The 16692-nt window shown below is 68.4% G+C and carries 13 protein-coding genes; 9 read left to right on the plus strand and 4 right to left on the minus strand.

Features of this window, described 5'->3' with window-relative positions:
- Positions 1 to 111 precede the first annotated feature (111 nt).
- Entirely contained in the window at positions 112 to 3102 is a 2991-nt protein-coding gene (locus ACFVDO_RS09080; protein WP_378858193.1) for an alpha-mannosidase, read from the minus strand.
- An 83-nt stretch (positions 3103 to 3185) separates the two neighbouring features.
- Here ACFVDO_RS09080 and ACFVDO_RS09085 point away from each other — a divergent pair, with 83 nt between their 5' ends.
- The gene (locus ACFVDO_RS09085; RefSeq protein ID WP_378858194.1) at positions 3186 to 4217 is read left to right on the plus strand and encodes a LacI family DNA-binding transcriptional regulator; all 1032 of its coding nucleotides are present in this window, start codon (positions 3186 to 3188) and stop codon (positions 4215 to 4217) included.
- 6 nt (positions 4218 to 4223) lie between these two features.
- Here ACFVDO_RS09085 and ACFVDO_RS09090 read toward each other — a convergent pair whose 3' ends face one another.
- Genes ACFVDO_RS09090 through ACFVDO_RS09100 form a run of 3 tightly spaced genes read right to left on the minus strand, consistent with a single transcriptional unit; the run spans position 4224 to position 8238 of the window.
- Positions 4224 to 5528 carry a sulfatase-like hydrolase/transferase gene (locus ACFVDO_RS09090; protein WP_378858195.1) on the minus strand — a complete coding sequence of 435 codons (1305 nt, stop codon included), beginning with the start codon at positions 5526 to 5528 and terminating at the stop codon, positions 4224 to 4226.
- Positions 5528 to 6814 carry a glycosyl hydrolase gene (locus tag ACFVDO_RS09095; RefSeq protein ID WP_378858196.1) on the minus strand — a complete coding sequence of 429 codons (1287 nt, stop codon included), beginning with the start codon at positions 6812 to 6814 and terminating at the stop codon, positions 5528 to 5530. The genes ACFVDO_RS09090 and ACFVDO_RS09095 overlap by 1 nt, the downstream gene beginning before the upstream one ends.
- Complete coding sequence (locus ACFVDO_RS09100; protein WP_378858197.1) at positions 6811 to 8238, minus strand: sulfatase; 1428 nt, start codon at positions 8236 to 8238, stop codon at positions 6811 to 6813. The genes ACFVDO_RS09095 and ACFVDO_RS09100 overlap by 4 nt, the downstream gene beginning before the upstream one ends.
- Positions 8239 to 8348: 110 nt before the next feature.
- Here ACFVDO_RS09100 and ACFVDO_RS09105 point away from each other — a divergent pair, with 110 nt between their 5' ends.
- The 8 genes from ACFVDO_RS09105 (at position 8349) to ACFVDO_RS09140 (ending at position 16574) form a co-directional block, all read left to right on the plus strand.
- On the plus strand, positions 8349 to 9638 hold the full coding sequence (locus ACFVDO_RS09105) for an ABC transporter substrate-binding protein (protein ID WP_378858198.1): 1290 nt from the start codon (positions 8349 to 8351) through the stop codon (positions 9636 to 9638).
- A gap of 29 nt (positions 9639 to 9667) precedes the next feature.
- Positions 9668 to 10615 carry a carbohydrate ABC transporter permease gene (locus ACFVDO_RS09110; protein ID WP_378858199.1) on the plus strand — a complete coding sequence of 316 codons (948 nt, stop codon included), beginning with the start codon at positions 9668 to 9670 and terminating at the stop codon, positions 10613 to 10615.
- The gene (locus tag ACFVDO_RS09115) at positions 10612 to 11571 is read left to right on the plus strand and encodes a carbohydrate ABC transporter permease (RefSeq protein WP_378858200.1); all 960 of its coding nucleotides are present in this window, start codon (positions 10612 to 10614) and stop codon (positions 11569 to 11571) included. Before ACFVDO_RS09110 ends, ACFVDO_RS09115 begins: the two co-directional genes overlap by 4 nt.
- Positions 11568 to 13064, plus strand: a complete 1497-nt coding sequence (locus tag ACFVDO_RS09120) for a family 20 glycosylhydrolase (protein WP_378858201.1) — start codon at positions 11568 to 11570, stop codon at positions 13062 to 13064. Before ACFVDO_RS09115 ends, ACFVDO_RS09120 begins: the two co-directional genes overlap by 4 nt.
- Before the next feature lie 42 nt (positions 13065 to 13106).
- Entirely contained in the window at positions 13107 to 14366 is a 1260-nt protein-coding gene (locus tag ACFVDO_RS09125; protein WP_378858202.1) for a hypothetical protein, read from the plus strand.
- A 96-nt stretch (positions 14367 to 14462) separates the two neighbouring features.
- The gene (locus ACFVDO_RS09130) at positions 14463 to 14939 is read left to right on the plus strand and encodes an adenylyltransferase/cytidyltransferase family protein (protein ID WP_378858203.1); all 477 of its coding nucleotides are present in this window, start codon (positions 14463 to 14465) and stop codon (positions 14937 to 14939) included.
- A gap of 37 nt (positions 14940 to 14976) precedes the next feature.
- Positions 14977 to 15657, plus strand: a complete 681-nt coding sequence (locus ACFVDO_RS09135; protein WP_378858204.1) for a hypothetical protein — start codon at positions 14977 to 14979, stop codon at positions 15655 to 15657.
- Between the two features lie 50 nt (positions 15658 to 15707).
- Entirely contained in the window at positions 15708 to 16574 is an 867-nt protein-coding gene (locus ACFVDO_RS09140; protein WP_378858205.1) for a LysR substrate-binding domain-containing protein, read from the plus strand.
- Positions 16575 to 16692 lie beyond the last annotated feature (118 nt).

Here is a 16692-nt window from a genome sequence, read left to right on the forward strand (position 1 = left end):
CCCTGGGCTCGGATGGGTGGCTTGATTCCAGTCTCAGGGGCGATCATGCGCTCTTTCATACGAAGAGGGGCGAAAGAACCGAAGTTCCTTCGCCCCTCTTAAGAGCGTGCGTCAGGCGCGCGTGATCCGCAGGGTGCGCACCTCGAACGGACGCAGCGACAGCGCACCGCCGGTGCGCGCATCGTCGAGGTCGTCCTCGATCAGCGACACCTCGCGGATGCCGCTGTGCGGGAAGTCCACGGTCAGCTCACCGGTTGCCCGGCGGCCGAGTGCCTCGTACACGCGCACGATAACGTCGCCGGAGCGGTCGTCGGCGAGCTTCACGCTCGACACGATGATCCCCTCACCCGTGACGCCGACCAGCGGAGCGACCTCGTCGGCGCCGCGGACGAGCGTGGACGGTGCATTCAGCGCGATGCCCTCGGCGGTCGCGATCCCGGCATCCGCTCCGATCACGAATCCGACCTCGATCTCGTGCGCACCGTGATCGGTGTCCGGGTCGGGGAAGCGGGGCGCGCGCAGCAGCGACAGCCGCAGCGTCGTGGTCACGTCGTCGCCGTCGACCTCGCGGGAGGTGTCGTAGCCGTAGATCGAGTCGTTCACCAGGGCGGCGCCGAAGCCGTCGTCCTCCTGCGCGAGCACGAAGCGGTGCATCGAGGTCTCGAACTTCGCGGCCTCCCAGCTGGTGTTCACGTGGGTGACGCGACGCTGGAAACCGAACTGGGTCTCGGCCGCGGTCTCGCGGGCGAAGATGTCCAGCGGGAAGGCCAGCTTGAGCAGCTTCTCGGTCTCGTGCCAGTCGATGTCGTTCAGCAGCATCACCGTGCGCGAACCGGGGCGCAGGATGATCGTCTGCATGATCCGCGACTCGGAGAACTCGCGCTTCACGAGCACGGTCGCGGCGCCGTCGATGATGGATGCCGAAATGTCGGTGACCTGGGTCAGGTCGTCGACGCGGTTCTTGTAGTAGCGGTCGATGTCCCAGGCGTCCCACATGTTGGGGAAGTCCTGGTGCAGCTGGAACAGGTTCGCGGGCTTGCCGGCCGGGATCGTCTCGCGACCGGTCGCCTTGTCGATCGCCGAGGTGATGAGACCCTCGGCCGAGACGGTGACCGCGACCAGTTCGTTCTCGAGCAGGAATCCGTCGGGACGCTCGGTGAGCGAGGCCATCTCGCCGTCCTCTGCGGCCTCTGCGGCGCCGAGCGAGCGCCCCTCGCCGACCGAGGTCGGCGTGAACCGCAGCACCCTGTCGCCCTCGCCGGCGAGCGTCGTCCGCGCGGCGGCGGACAGCTCCTCGGCATCCGCCACGACCTTGGTGAGCACCTCGACGGCCTCGCGGTGCACCCAGGCGATCGACGTGCCGGGCAGGATGTCGTGGAACTCGTGCAGCAGCACGATCTGCCACAGCCGGTCGAACTCCTCGTGCGGGTACTCGGCGCCCTTGCGGACGCTGGCGGTCGCCGCCCACAGCTCGGCCTCGATCAGCGCCTGCTCGGCCCAGCGGTGCAGCGCCTTGGTGGCGTGCTGGCTGGTGAGCGTGCCGCGGTGCAGTTCGAGGTACAGCTCGCCGACCCAGACGGCGGGGTCGGTCAGCTCGGCCTTCGCCTCGTCGAAGAACTCGTCGGGATGCTTCCACTCGACCTTCGCGGAACCCTCGAGATCGGCAAGACGCGACGCCTTTCCGGTCATCTCACGGGTCGTGCCGCCGCCGCCGTCGCCCCAGCCGACAGGGGCGATCGACCGGGTCGCGACGCGGTTCTCCTTGAACTGGCGCGACGCCTTGGCGACCTCCATGCCGGACAGCTGCGAGTTGTAGGTGTCCATCGACGGGAAGTGCGTGAACATGCGCGAGCCGTCGATGCCCTCCCACAGGAAGCTGTGGTGGGGGAAGACGTTGCGCTGGTTCCACGAGATCTTCTGCGTGAAGAACCACTCGAAGCCGGCGCGGCGCATGAGCTGCGGCAGTGCGGGGGAGTAGCCGAAGCTGTCCGGCAGCCAGACGCCCTTCGAGCGGATGCCGAACTCGCGCTCGAAGAAGCGCTGGCCGTGCGAGAACTGGCGCACCAGCGACTCACCGGTGGGCATGACGGTGTCGGACTCGACCCACATCCCGCCCAGCGGCAGGAACTTGCCCTCGGCGACGGCGGCCTTGATGCGCGCGTAGACCTCGGGGCGGTGCTCCTTCATCCAGGCGTACTGCTGCGCGCTGGACATGCCGTACTTGAACTGCGGCTGCTCGTCGATGAGCGTCGTCATCGACGAGGTGGTGCGGGCGACCTTGCGCACGGTCTCGCGCACCGGCCACAGCCAGGCGGAGTCGATGTGCGCGTGGCCGATGGCCGCGATCTGGTGCGCGCTGGCCTCGGCGGGCGCGGCCAGCACCTCGGCGAGCTGGGCGCGGGCATCCGGCGCCGTCTCGATGATGCGCTGCAGGTCGAGCACGTCGAGGGCGTTGTCGAGGGCCTGCAGGATGCGCATGCGGCGGGGGCTGGTCTCGGGCAGCTCGGCCTGCAGCTCGAGGAGCACGTCGAGGTCGAGGGACAGCTCGAACACCTCGGACTCGAAGACGGCGAGGTCCATGTGCCGCACGCGGTACAGCGGCTCGGGCGAGGAGGTCTGGATGTCGCCCTCCTGCGTCGGCAGGAAGGGGTGGTAGTCGAGCAGCACCGGGTTGGATGCACCCTCGAGGTAGAACTCGACGGCCTGGCCGGCCTCGGCGTCGACCGGCAGCCACTGGTTGCGCGGGTTCAGGCTCTTGATCGGCGTGCCGTCGGGGCGGTAGGCGAGAGCCTCGCACTGGAAGCCGGTCATGTTCACGTCGAAGCCGAGGTCGACGAGCGCCTCGACCTTCCTGCCCGCCCACTCCGCGGGCACCTCACCGCGGACACGGAACCAGGTGGTGCCCCAGGCCGGGCCCCACATGCTTCCGGCGGTGAAGGGCTCGAAGTCGAGGGCGAAGCCGTCCGCGGGGGCGATGGGTTCACCCGGCAGCTGGTGCGCGGCGATCTCGAGCGGCACGCGCTTCGAGTGGATGGCGGGGACGACGCGCTCTGTCAGGACGCGCTTGACCCGGCCGACGGTGAGGGAGGTGTCTTCATGCATCGGTGTCTGTCCTTCGGATGCCAGAATGTGGGTGTGCTCGCCGCTGGGGACGAGCAACTAAAACGATCTAGTACGGTGAGTCTATGTCACGGTCCAAGCGTGTCACCATCTCGGACATCGCGCGCGAGGCGGGAGTCTCGCCCGGCGCGGTGTCTTTCGCGCTGAACGGACGCCCCGGTGTCAGCGAGGAGACTCGCCGCCGCATCCTCGAGGTGGCGGATCGGCACAGTTGGCAGCCGAGTTCCACCGCCCGTGCACTGGTCGGCGCGAAGGCCGGCGTCATCGGCCTCGCGGTCAATCGCCCCGCCCGCACGCTGGGCACTGAGGCGTTCTTCACAGAACTGATCGCCGGCGTGCAGTCGTCCCTCGCGACCCGTCGGATCGGCCTGCAGATCGTGGTCGTGCCGACCATCGAGGAGGAGATCGCCACCTATCGGCGCTGGAGCAGCGCGAATCAGGTGGACGGGGTCATCGTGCTGGACCCGCGGGATGACGACCCACGACTGGACGCGCTGAGCGACCTGCGGCTGCCCGCGGTCGTGATCGGCAGCGGAAGGCCCGCCGAGGACAGCGATGACACCGCGGTGATCTGGCTGGATGACGACGATGCCGCCCACACCGTGTTCGACTACCTCGCAGGCCTCGGCCACAAGCAGGTCGTCTATGTCTCGGGCCCGGCGGAGTTCCAGCACACCCGCATCCGCGCCGCAGTGCTGGCGGGACTGGAGTCGCGCGGCGTGAGCGGCGAGACGATCGCCACCGATTTCTCGCCGGCGCAGGCGTCCACCGCCGCGCGCAGGCTGCTCAGCCGGGCGGAGCGGCCCACCGCGATCGTGTTCGACAACGACGTGATGTGCATCGCCGGCCTTCGGGTCGCTCAGGAGATGGGCGTCGCCGTGCCAGGGGATCTGTCGCTGGCGTCGTTTGACGACTCGGTGGTCACGGGCCTGGTGCACCCGTCGATCACCTCGCTCACCCGCGACACGTTCGAGCTGGGCGTGCGGTCGGCCGATCTGCTACTGGAGCGGCTCGACTCGGCGGATGCCCCGGGCGACCGGCCCGGCCCGCGCCCGACGCTCACCGTCCGCGAGAGCACGTCCCGCCCGCGCGGCTGACGCGCGTCAGGCGGCGGGCAACCAGGGAGTCGGGTCCCAGCCGAAGCTCTCGGCCCAGGCCATCAGCTCGGTGCGCAGGCTCGCCGCGACCTCCGGATGCTGCGCCGACACATCGGTCGTCTCGGCCGGGTCGGCGTCGAGGTCGGCGAGGAACACGGATGCCGGGTCGAACGGTCCGCCGAGGTGCTCGCGTGCGGCGAGCGTCAGCTTGAACCTGCCGCGGCGCGCGGCGAGCTGCGGACCGTACTCCCAGAACAGGGTGCGCTCGGCGGCATCCGCTCCGCGCAACTCGTCCAGCACGCTGGCCCCGTCGATGCCGGACGCGGAGGGAAGCTCCGCGGCCTCGAGCACGGTCGGCAGCAGATCCATCATCGCCGCGGGCGTCTGCCAGGACGTCCCGGCGGACAGTCCCGCCGGCCAGGAGATGATCGCCGGCACCCGGATGCCGCCCTCGAAGAGCGAGCCCTTGTTGCCGCGCAGACCGCCGGTGGAGCCGCCCTGGTAGTCGATCTCCTCGCCGTTCAGCCAGTTGCGGCTCTCGGTCGACGGGCCGTTGTCCGACGAGAAGAACACGATCGTGTTCTCGGCCACGCCCGCGGCGTCGAGCGCATCGAGGATCCGTCCCACCCCGTCGTCCATGGCCGAGATCATCGCGGCCATGATGCGGCGGTCCTCGGGCAGCTCCGGAAACCGATCCACGTACTCCGCGGGCGCGTGCATCGGATAGTGCGGCGCGTTGAACGGCACGTAGCAGAAGAACGGCTCGTCACCCGAGGACGCGATGAAGTCGACCGCCTTCTCGGCGATGACCTCGGTGAGGTAGCGGCCGTTGTCGTAGACCTCGCGCTCGTCGTCCCAGAGGTCGTGCACCGGGTTCAGGCCCTGGCCCCAGTAGAAGATGTGCGAGTAGTAGTCCACGCAGCCGGCGAGGAAGCCGAAATGCCGCGAGAAGCCGCGGTCCATCGGGCGGTAGCCCTCGCCCACGCCGAGGTGCCACTTGCCGAAGATACCGGTGCGGTAGCCCTCGTCCTGCAGCCGCGACGCGAGCGTCGGCTGCTCCGGCAGGCCCGGTGTCCCGCGCTTGCCGCCGAGGATCTCCTGCACGCCGGCGTGCACCGGATGCCGCCCGGTCAGCAGCGCCGCGCGCGACGGCGAGCACACCGGCGAGTTCGAGTACCAGTCGGTCATTCGGATGCCGCGGGCGGCGAGCCGGTCCAGGTGCGGGGTGCGGATGTCGTCTGAGCCGAAGCATCCGATGTCGCCGTAGCCCAGGTCATCGGCGTAGATGACGACGACGTTCGGGCGCGACATCAGCCGACGACCGTGTTGTTCGACGAGTAGGTGCCCACGCCGGCCGACAGGTCGGGGCGGACGAGCTCGGTGATCGCGCGGGACGCCAGGATGCCGGCATCCGCCGCATCCTTCGACGTGATGAACGCGGGGTCGAGGCCGTCGCTGCACGCGTCGACCCAGGCCTGGAAGATGGCGCCGCCGGGGCTCATCGCCGCACGGCTGACCGGGGTCTCGTCGTCGTCCACGTCGATCACGATGCCGAGTGAGCGCACGGGGGCGGCCTGCCGCTCGCGCAGTTCGGGGATGATCGAGGCGAAGCGCTCGCCGATCGGCTTGACCGCACCGTCGTTGGAGATCAGACCGAGGGAGTACTCCAGCTCGGGGTAGTCGGCGAGGCTGCGGCTGACGTCGTGCGAGCACCACCAGGTGACGCCCCACAGGTTCTCGGTGCGGGCGGCGGAGCGCACGGTCGCCTCGAGGAAGCCGGGCGTCTCGTCGGGCGTCAGGCAGTTCGACGGCGCCCCGACCTCCTGCAGCCAGATGGGCCGGCTCGGATCGGTCGCGAAGGCGCGCGACAGCTCGATCATGTACTCCGCGTGCCGGTCGGATGCCACGGAGCGGCCGCCGTACCGCTGCGCGGTGCCGTTGAAGATCCAGGAGTGCACGGTGGTCATGGCGCCCAGGCGCGAGGCATGCGCCGGGGTGAAGCCGTGTCCGTCCATGTACCAGGCGGCGTCGTACTCGCTGTGCACGTGCTGTTGCCCCGGGGCCGAGCGGTCGGCGGCGTCGAGCAGCTGCGTGAGCCAGTTCGCGGCCTCGTCGGGGGTGACCGGCCACTGGTGCGGGTGGGTCTCGGCCGAGAACTGGTTGACCTCGTTGCCGAGCGTGAAGCCGAGGAAGTTGCCCGCGTCGCCCAGGGCGGCGCCGAGACGCTCGACCAGCGCGACCTGACCGCTGAGCGCCTCGGGGTGCGTGAACATGTTCTTGTCGTGCCAGGTGAACAGCCACGACGGCACGAAGTCGAAGCTCGACAGGTGCCCCTGGATCACGTCGACGCTGGCGTCCATGCCGAACTCGGCCGCCACGTCGACGACGGCGCGCACGTCGGCGACGGCCTGCTCGCGGATCAGGGTGCGGTTCGGCTGCAGCACCGTCCACAGCGGGAAGATGCGCACGTGGTCGAGGCCGAGCGACGCCAGGCCGGCGAAGTCACGGCGCACGTCGTCGAGGTCCAGCGACATCCAGGAGTGCATCCACTCGGTGGCCGGCGTGTAGTTGGCGCCGAAGCGAAGAGGGGCGGTCATCGGGTGCGTCCTTCCGGGACAGGCTGGCGGGGGTGCGGGGTGTCGCCGAGCTCGAGCTGCAGATCCCACAGCTTCAGAGTCAGTTCACGGCGGATGTCCGCGTAGGCGGGGTCGAGGTGGACGCTGTTCAGCTCGTGTGGATCGTTCTCGAGGTCGAACAGCTCCCACTCGGGCGGGAAGGTGAGGTTGCCGGTGTTCGGCAGGTCCATCCCGTCGGCGTAGAAGTAGATGAGCTTGTAGCGATCGGTGCGGATTCCGTAGTGCGCCCAGACGTGATGCATGTGGTCGTCGTGCTCGTAGAACCGATAGTAGTGAGCGTCGCGCACCGGCTCGGGATCGTCCCCGGTGAGCATCGGCGCGAGGCTCGCGCCCTGCATCCCGCTGGGAGCGTCGACACCGGCGAAGTCGAGGATCGTCTGCGCGATGTCGACGTTCGACACGAGGTTCTCGGATGCCCGGCCGGCGGCCACGCGGGCCGGATAGCTCAGCACCAGCGGCATCCGCAGCGACTCCTCGTACATGAAGCGCTTGTCGAACCAGCCGTGCTCGCCGAGGTAGAAGCCCTGGTCGGAGGCGTAGATCGTGACCGTGTCGTCGGCGTGGCCGCTCTCAGTGACGAACGAGGTCAGGGCCTGCACGCTCTCGTCGACAGCCGCGACGCAGCGCAGGTAGTCCTGCATGTAGCGCTGGTACTTCCACGCCGCGCGCTCCTCGTAGGCGAGCTCGGTGGGCGGATCCTGCTTGAGGTCGATGTCGTAGAGGTGGTCGGCGATGCGCATGGTGGCGCTGTGCGCCGGGGTGCCGCGGCCTGCGTAGTCGTCGTGGAACGTCTGCGGCAGCGGGATCGGATCGGTGAAGAGATCCGCATGCCGGGGGTGGTACTGCCACGACCGGTGCGGCGCCTTGTGCCAGACCAGCACGCAGTAGGGCTCGTCGCCCTGCTCGGCCATCCACGCCAGAGCGTGCTCGGTGAGGATGTCGGTGACGTAGCCCTCGTGCCGTGTGCGGCCCTCGGCGGTGATCAGCTCGGGATCGAAGTACTCACCCTGGTCGGGCAGCACCTCCCAGTGGTCGAAGCCGGCCGGGTCGTATCCCTCGCCGTGGCCGAGGTGCCACTTGCCGAACATCGCGGTGCGGTAGCCGGCGGCCTGCAGCGCGGTGGCGAAGGTCTCGTGATCGTTCGTCAGGTGCGTCGCGAGCGTGGTCACGTCGCTGGTGTGGCTGTAGGTGCCGGTGAGGATGGCGGCACGACTCGGAGTGCAGAGCGAGTTCTCGACGAGCGCCCGGTCGAACCTCATGCCGGCCTCGGCGATCGCGTCGATGCCGGGGGTCGTGTTCACCACTGACCCGTAGGCGCCGATCGCGTTCGACGCGTGGTCGTCGGTGAGCACGAACACGAAGTTCGGGCGGCGGTGCGCGGTCATCGTTGTCCCCTCGGTAGACGGTATGCGATACTTACCGTACTATAGCGGTTTAGTAAGGGATGCCGGAGCTCAGGGCTGCGGGTCCTCGGCCACTTCGAAGGAGAATGCCCATGAAGATCCGATCGATTCTCGCCGCGGGCGTCGCGGCGTCGGTCGCTGTCGTCCTCGCCGGTTGCACCGGTGGCGGCGCCCCGCAGAGCGGCGGCTCGTCGGACGGCGAGATCACGGGGAACATCACGTTCCAGACGTGGTCGCTGAAGAACGACAAGTTCACCCCGTACTTCAACGACGTCATCGCGGCGTTCGAGAAGGAGCACAAGGGCGTGAAGGTCAACTGGATCGACCAGCCCGCCGACGGCTACGAGGACAAGATCCTGCAGCAGGCCGAGTCCGGCGAGCTGCCCGACGTCGTCAACCTGCCGCCGGAGTACGCGGCGGAGCTCGCCAAGGCCGGCCAGCTGGTCGACCTGAAGAAGGAGTCCAAGGTCATCGGCGACTACGTCGACGGCGGTCTCGCGGGTTACACCTACGACGGTCTCGACGGCACCTTCGGCTTCCCGTGGTACCTCGGCACCAACCTGAACTACTGGAACACGGAGCTGCTCGGCAAGGCCGGCATCACCGCGCCTCCCGCAGACTTCGAGACGACCCTCGACGACGCCGACAAGCTCGCCGCCAAGGGCGTGCAGATGATGTCCGACATCCCCGATGTCAAGGCGCTGCAGTGGATGGTCTCCGACATGGGCGGCGAGTACCCCTTCCAGAAGGACGGCAAGTTCGTCTTCGACACCCCCGAGGCCGAGAAGATCATCGACCGCTACGCCAAGCTCTACAAGGCGGGCGGCGTGAGCCCTGAAGCGCTTCAGGGTGCCGGCACGGCCAACGCGAACATCAACAACTTCAACAAGGGCACGGTGGCGTGGACCACCGCCGGCCCGAACTACATCGACAAGGACGTGGCGGTCAACGCCCCGACCCTGCTGCCCAAGGTCAAGGTGAGCGGCGGCTTCGGCGACGCTCCGCTGTTCCTGCAGGGCATCAGCGTGGCATCCGGCTCGAAGAACTCCGCGACCGCGCTGGCGTTCGCCGAGTACGTGACCAACACGCCGAACCAGATCGAGTTCGTGAAGCTGGCCGCTGGCTTCTTCCCCGGCACCAAGGAGGCGAACGCCGACCCGTCGAAGTTCGCCGAGACCGCGCAGAACCCCGAGCAGGAGCAGGCGACGAAGTTCGCTGCCGAGCAGATGGACAGCGCGCGCACCCCGGGTGCTCCCGGCTTCACGGAGGACATGAACACGTACGCGAAGCAGCAGATCGCCCTGGCGGTCCGCGGTGACATCTCGGCGAAGGAGGCCCTGACCAAGGGCCAGGACTACGCCAACCAGAACGTCACCAAGTAACACGGTGTGACGCGGAGAGGGTGAGCGGAATGAGAAGACAGCGCTGGTACACGCCGTACCTGCTGGTACTGCCCGGCGTGATCTGGGTCCTGGTGTTCGCACTGTGGCCGTTCCTGAACACGGTGTTCCTCGCGTTCACCGATGCTCGCCCTCTCCGCCCCGTCAAGTTCGTCGGACTGGAGAACTTCGCCAAGATCGGCACCGACGAGCGCTTCGGCTACGCGCTGACGACCTCCCTCGTCTACGTGCTCGTCTGCGTGCCGCTGCTGACCTTCATCCCACTTCTGCTGGCGCTGCTGGTGCACCGGAAGATCCCGGCGATCGGCTTCTTCCGCACCACGTTCTACTTCCCCGTCATCGCCTCGGCCGTGGTCGTCGCGATCGTGTGGGAGTTCCTGTTCTCCAGCACCGGCACCATCAACTCGGCGCTGAAGTTCTTCGGCCTGGCGGATCGGCCGATCGAGTTCCTCTCCGACCGCTGGCTGCTGATCTTCTGCGCCATCGGACTCACGGTCTGGAAGGGCCTCGGCTACTACATGGTCGTGTACCTCGCGGCACTCGGGAACGTGGGGCGCGAGCTGCACGAGGCCGCCGCGATGGACGGCGCCGGCGCCTGGCGCCGGTTCTGGTCGGTCACCGTGCCCGGCGTCCGCGGCCCGATGATGCTGGTCTCGGTGCTGATCTGCGTCGCCGCCGTGCGCGTGTTCACCGAGCTCTACGTGCTCTCGCACGGCTCCGGCGGCCCCGGAGGCCAGTCCATGAGCATGGTCATGCTCATCCAGTCCATGGGCAAGGGGCTGAACGGGCAGATCGGCTACGCGTCGGCGATCTCCATCGTGCTGTTCCTGCTCACCCTGGTGCCGCTGCTCGTGGTCGGCATCGCCAACAACGGTGACGTGCTGAAGGAGATGGCGGTGAACCGGCGCATGCGCCGCGCCGCCCGTGCCGCGAAGCGCGCCGAGGAGGTTTCGGCATGAGCCTGATGGGATCCCGCGAGACCGCGGCGCTGGTGGAGCAGACCGAGGCGACGATCGAGAAGCGCCGCACGCCGCGCGAGCCGCGTGTCAAGGAGAAGGCCTACCGCACCAAGGGGTCGGCCGACATCCTCAAGCCGTCGCTCGGCGGTCTGATCGGCAAGTACGTGCTGCTGCTCGTCATCCTCGTCATCATGGTGTACCCGTTCGTGTGGCAGCTCTCCACATCGTTCAAGGGCAACGGTGAGGACATCTACGCGTTCCCGCCCTCGCTCATCCCGGATGCCGCCACGTGGGATCACTACGCGGCCGTGTTCCGCACGATCCCGGTGCTCGACTACGCGCGCAACTCGCTGGTGGTCGGCGTCGGCACGGTGATCACGAACGTCGTCTTCGCGACCCTTGGCGGCTACGCCCTCGGCTGCCTGAAGTTCCGCGGCAAGGGCATCGTGATGGCGATCTTCTTCTCCACCCTGCTTCTGCCCGGCGAGGTCACACTGACCAGCCAGTACCTGACCGTGAAGTCCCTCGGCCTGGCGAACACCCTGTGGGGCGTGTTCCTGCCCGGCGCGATCGCGGCGATCAACGTGCTGCTGATGGCCGCCGCCTGCCGCATGATCCCGGCCGACACGCTCGACGCCGCCACGATCGACGGTGCGAACACGATCCAGCGGCTGCGGCACATCGTGTGGCCGAACATCCGTGGCATGGTCTCGGTGGTGGCCCTGTTCGCCTTCATCGGCTCGTGGGACGAGTTCCTCTGGCCCCTCGTGGTGCTGTCCGACCCCGCGAACTACACGCTGACCGTCGGTATGGACTACCTGAACTCGAACTTCGGCGCCAACCCGCGCGTCATCGCCGCCGGCACGATGATCGCCCTGGTGCCGATCATCATCCTGTTCGCGGTGCTGCAGAAGCAGTTCTTCAAGGGCGTCGAAGAGGGCAGCGTCAAGGGATGATCTGGTCCGCCCTGCCGCAGCCCGCGCGGATCGACCTGGCGGGCGGCGCCTGGCGCCCCGCTTCGGCGCAGGTCGTCGCTCAGGCCCCCGAGTTCGCCCGTGAGGCGGAGCGGCTCCGGGGCGAGCTCGCCGCCCTCGGCATTCCGGAGGGCGCGGATGCCCGCGTCCTGCTCGGCGCGGCCGAAGACTCCTCGCCGGGCGCGGCGGTCGCTCCGGGGGGAGCGCCCGCCCCCGGTGAGGCCTACGAGATCTCCGTCGGCGACGACATCGAGATCCGCACGGCGACGCAGGTGGGCGCGTTCCGCGCCACCCGCCAGGTGCTGCACAACCTGCGCGCGCAGGGCGTCGTCCCGCGCGGTCGGGTCGCCGGTGCGCCGGCGGTCGCCGAGCGCGGCATCCATCTCGACGCCGCTCGCAAGTTCTACCCGGCGCAGTGGATCATCCGGATGCTGCAGGATGCGGCCGATGTCGGCGTGAACGTCTTCCAGTGGCACTTCTCCGAGAACGAGGGGTTCCGGCTGGAATCGGCTGCGTTCCCCGAGGTCGTCTCCGCCGAGCACATCACCCGGGCCGAGGCGGCGCAGATCGTCGAGATCGCCCGGGACCTGCACATCGACGTCGTGCCGTCGCTGGACATGCCCGGTCACCTGAGGCAGGTCCTCGCGCAGCATCCGGATCTGCGGCTCCCGCCGGGGACCGACCCCGAAGACCCGGCCGAGGCCGGGATCATCGGCACCGATCACGCCCTCGACATCACGCGCCCCGAGGCGGTGGACTTCGCGTGTCGGCTGATCGACGACATGGTGCCGGTGTTCCCGCACTCCACGAAGTGGAACCTCGGCGGCGATGAGTTCGTCGCCTTCGAGCGCATCGAGGACTATCCCGCGCTGACGCATGCCGCGCACGCGCGCTTCGGCGCGGACGGCACGGGCTTCGACCTGCTCACCGACTTCGTGAACGAGATCGCTGCGCACCTGCGCGGGCACGACCTGCAGCCGCGGGTCTGGAACGACGGGATGCTGCGCAGCGCGCAGGTGCCCCTCGACCCCGACGTCGTACTGACGTGGTGGACCAACTGGCATGCCGGCATGCGCCCGGTGTCCGAGGCCGTCGCCGCCGGGCACCGCCTCGTCAACGTGAACGACAACCTCTTCTACTACGTGCTCGGAGAGAACGCCGGCTACCGGTATCCGACCGCCGAGAAGGTCTGGGCGGCGGACTGGCATCCGGGACTGTTCCCGAGCCTGTGGGGTCCTGAGGGGCAGGCCACGGTGCGTCAGGAGATGACCCGGCCGTATTCGGACCTGCTGCTCGGATGCTCGTTCGCCATCTGGTCCGACAAGGGCGGTCCGCAGACCGTGGAAGAGGTCGCCGCCGGCATCCGTGCGCCGCTGCGCGCCATGGCCGAACGTGCCTGGAACGGCGGCAGTGCGCTGTCGCTGTCGGAGTTCACGGCGCTGGACGCCGCAATAGACGAAGCGCGGGGCTCATAGGAGCGGGCGTGGGAACCCCTCCACTCGAAGGAGAGATGAAGGATGAGACGAACGACAGCGGCACTGAGCATCGGAGTGCTTCTCAGCGGACTCGCCGCCTTCGGCGGCAGCGCCGCCATGGCCGACGAGGCACCGGCTCAGATCGGGAACACCTCTCAGTGCACAGCCGACCCGCTGGTCATGGCGTACTACCGCACGTGGCGCGATGTCACGGTGCCGCACGACGCCAACTCGAACCTGCCGGACCCGAATGTCACGAAGATGACCGACCTCCCGGCCGAGGTCGACGTCGCAATGGTCTTCGACGCGGGCAAGACGGCCGACACCGACTACTGGAAGACGCTGCGCGACGAGTACGTGCCGACGCTGCACGCGCGGGGCACGCGCGTGGTCTACACGCTGTGGATCGACAAGCTCGCCAAGGCCGACATCCCGCTGACGGACGAGGCCTACCGCGAGTACGCGCAGCAGTTGGTCGACACGTACGTCACGCAGTACGGCCTCGACGGCATCGACATCGATGTGGAGTCGTACCCCACCGGTGACAACCTCACCAGGGCGATCGGCGTGTTCAAGGCGCTCGGCGAGATCATCGGACCGAAGTCGGGCAGCGACAAGCTGTTCATCTTCGACACCAACCAGACCGGCAGCACCCCGCTGTTCGAGGCGGTGTCCGACAACGTGTCGTACGTGCTGCTGCAGGCGTACGGCCGGGACGCGAGCAGGATGCAGAGCACCTGGGAGACGTTCGCCGACGACATCGCGCCGTGCCAGTTCCTGCCCGGATTCTCGTTCCCGGAGGAGCAGGATCGCACCCACTGGGGCGATGCCGAGGGCATCTACGACGCGGCGACGGCGCCGTCCTACCTCGCGCACAAGTACGCGACGTGGCAGCCGAAGGGCGGACAGAAGGGCGGCTTCTTCGCCTACGCCGTCGACCGCGACGGCAAGGTCTGGGGCGACGACACCATCACGCCGACGAAGTTCACCTGGATGAAGAACCTCGCCGCCGTGCAGGACGACGCCGCCGGTGTCGCTCCGAAGCCGACCACCGCATCGCTCGGTGGCGACCGCGTCACCGTGAGCGGCGTGGGCGCGCCGGGTGCTGAGGTCTCCGTGACCGTCGCCGGCCCCGGTCTGCGCCCGTCGGATGCCACGACCACCGCCGCCGTGGACGGCAGCTGGTCGATCACGCTGGACCGCAAGCTGACCGTGCCGCAGAGCGCCAAGGTGACGCAGAAGCTGGCGCACACCGACTCGTCTGAGCCGGTGACCGTCCGCTTCCGGCCGATGGAGCGCTGATCACGGGGCGCTGTTCTCCGGGCGGGTGAACCGCACGGAGAACAGCGCTCTGATCACCCGCCGGTAGAATCGGTCACTGCCGACCAAGGAGGCGCGATGGGGCAGGAAGCCGTGAAGAAGCATCAGGACTACAACCCGGGACCGCGGGTGGGGATCACGTTCTCGACGTTCGATCTGCTGCACGCCGGGCACATCATGATGCTCGCCGAGGCCAAGCGCCAGTGCGACTACCTGATCTGCGGCCTGCAGATGGACCCGACGCTGGACCGTCCAGAGAAGAACGCGCCCACCCAGACCGTCGTCGAGCGCTACATCCAGCTGCGCGGCTGCGAGTACGTCGACGAGATCGTGCCTTACTCCACAGAGCAGGACCTCGAGGACATCCTGCGCTCCTTCAAGCTCGACGTCCGCATCGTCGGCGATGAGTACGAGGACCGCGACTTCACCGGTCGCGCGTACTGCGAAGAGGCCGGCATCGAGCTGTACTTCAACAGCCGCAACCACCGCTTCTCCAGCTCGGGTCTGCGCAAGATCGTCGCCGCCAAGGAGGCGGAGCGACTCTCGCGGGCCTGAGCGCGGAGCCGCATGGCGCGAGCTCTAGGCTGACGTCATGACGACCCGCATCGCCGCGCTCGCCGCGACCCTCACTGCCACGGCTCTCTGCGCGACGGTGCTTGTGGGCTGCACCGCCGTGGAGCCCACCGCGGCGGAGCCTTCGTACATCGTCGAGGTCAGCGCTGCGCCGAAGCCGAGTGCCGCGCCGACGGCCGCCGAGACCGACCCGGATGCCTGTGCATCGAAGGCCATGGTTCAGCTCGGCGGTTCGCGTGCCAACATCAGCGGGAATCCCGTCGACCGCGGCCCGCGCGAGCTCGCCGCCGGTACCGTCGGCCGCGATGACGCCGGCACGATCGTCTCGTACACCGTCGCAGCGGGCGATGCTCCCGCCGCGATCGGCGAACGGCTCTGCATCTCCGGCGCCGACGCGCTGGCCACGATGAATCACACCCGCACGATCCACCCGGGCCAGGTGCTGCGTCTCAACCAGGAGTCCGCGCCGTGGGTGCCGTACTACAACCCGGCCGAAGCCGAAGCGGGGTTCCAGCAGATCCCGTACCAGGAGGCCATCGAGGCCATGGGCCGGGCTGCTGACGCGAGCAAGGTCGACACGATGCGCGCGATCTGGCGCGAAAAGCTGAAGGCGATGTTCACGGATCCCGCCGTCATCGACGAGATCCAGAAGGCGCTCGACTCCGGCGACCTTGTCGTGCTGGATCAGATGTTCTCCTGAGCAGGTCTGACCACCTATAGGCATCACTGATGTGCATATAGGTTTGCTATATGTCCATCCCAGAACTGCGCGCCTTCGATGCCGTGGCATCCGAGGGAGGATTCACTCCTGCGGCGCGGGCACTGGGGGTCCGTCAGCCGACTGTCTCAGGTCAGGTCGGCGCACTCGAACGACGTTTCGGAGTGCAGCTGATCGACAGGGCGACGGGGGAGCCGACGCAGCTGGGCAGGCGGCTGAAACAGCTCACGGCACCGATGCTCGGACTGCACCGTGCAGCCGAACGGCTTCTCGAGGGCGCGTCCGGTGCCGGGACGCGGCGCGTGCGCCTGGTCGTCGACACGCCCGTCAGCGTCATGCCGCTGCTGCAGGCCGTGCGCGAGGTGATTCCAGAGGCCGAGTTCGACGTGGGCGTGGCCAATGGCGGCGCGGCGATGGACCAATTGCGCGCCGGTCGGGCCGATGTCGTCGTGGTCGCGGATGCGCCCCAGGGCGAGGGCTTCGATCGCACGGAGCTGGCCAGGCAGGACCTGGCCGCTGTGGTGCGACACGACCATCGGCTCGCCGCCGGCAACGCCGTCCGCCTGGCCGATCTGCTGGCCGAGCCGCTGGTCCAGCGCGAGGCGGGGAGCGTGACACGGGCGACGCTGGAGCGCGCCGCGCGAGAGATCGGCGTGAAGCCGCGGCTGGCTCTGACCGTGGAGGGGCGGGAGGCGGCCGTCGCGGCTGTCGCTGCGGGGTTCGGATGCACGGTCATCGGCGAGCACGAGTTCATCGATGATCCGGGCGTCCTCATGCTGGATCTTCTGGAACCGAGCATCACTCTCATCGAGTATCTGGTGTGCCTGAGCGGGCAGTCCCGGACCGGCATCGTGGGAGCCATGTTCGCCGCCGCTGAGTCGCGTGATCATACCTTCTGAACCGGTTCTGAAACATCATCGCAGGGGGGTCCTCAGAGATCCGATGTCTCCTTGACGGGCCTCGTCCCGCTCGGCTGGAATCTCACTGCGAGGCGACCGATGTCATCCGAGAGCGGTG

It is taken from the genome of Microbacterium sp. NPDC057741 (assembly GCF_042798735.1).
Lineage (GTDB): Bacteria > Actinomycetota > Actinomycetes > Actinomycetales > Microbacteriaceae > Microbacterium.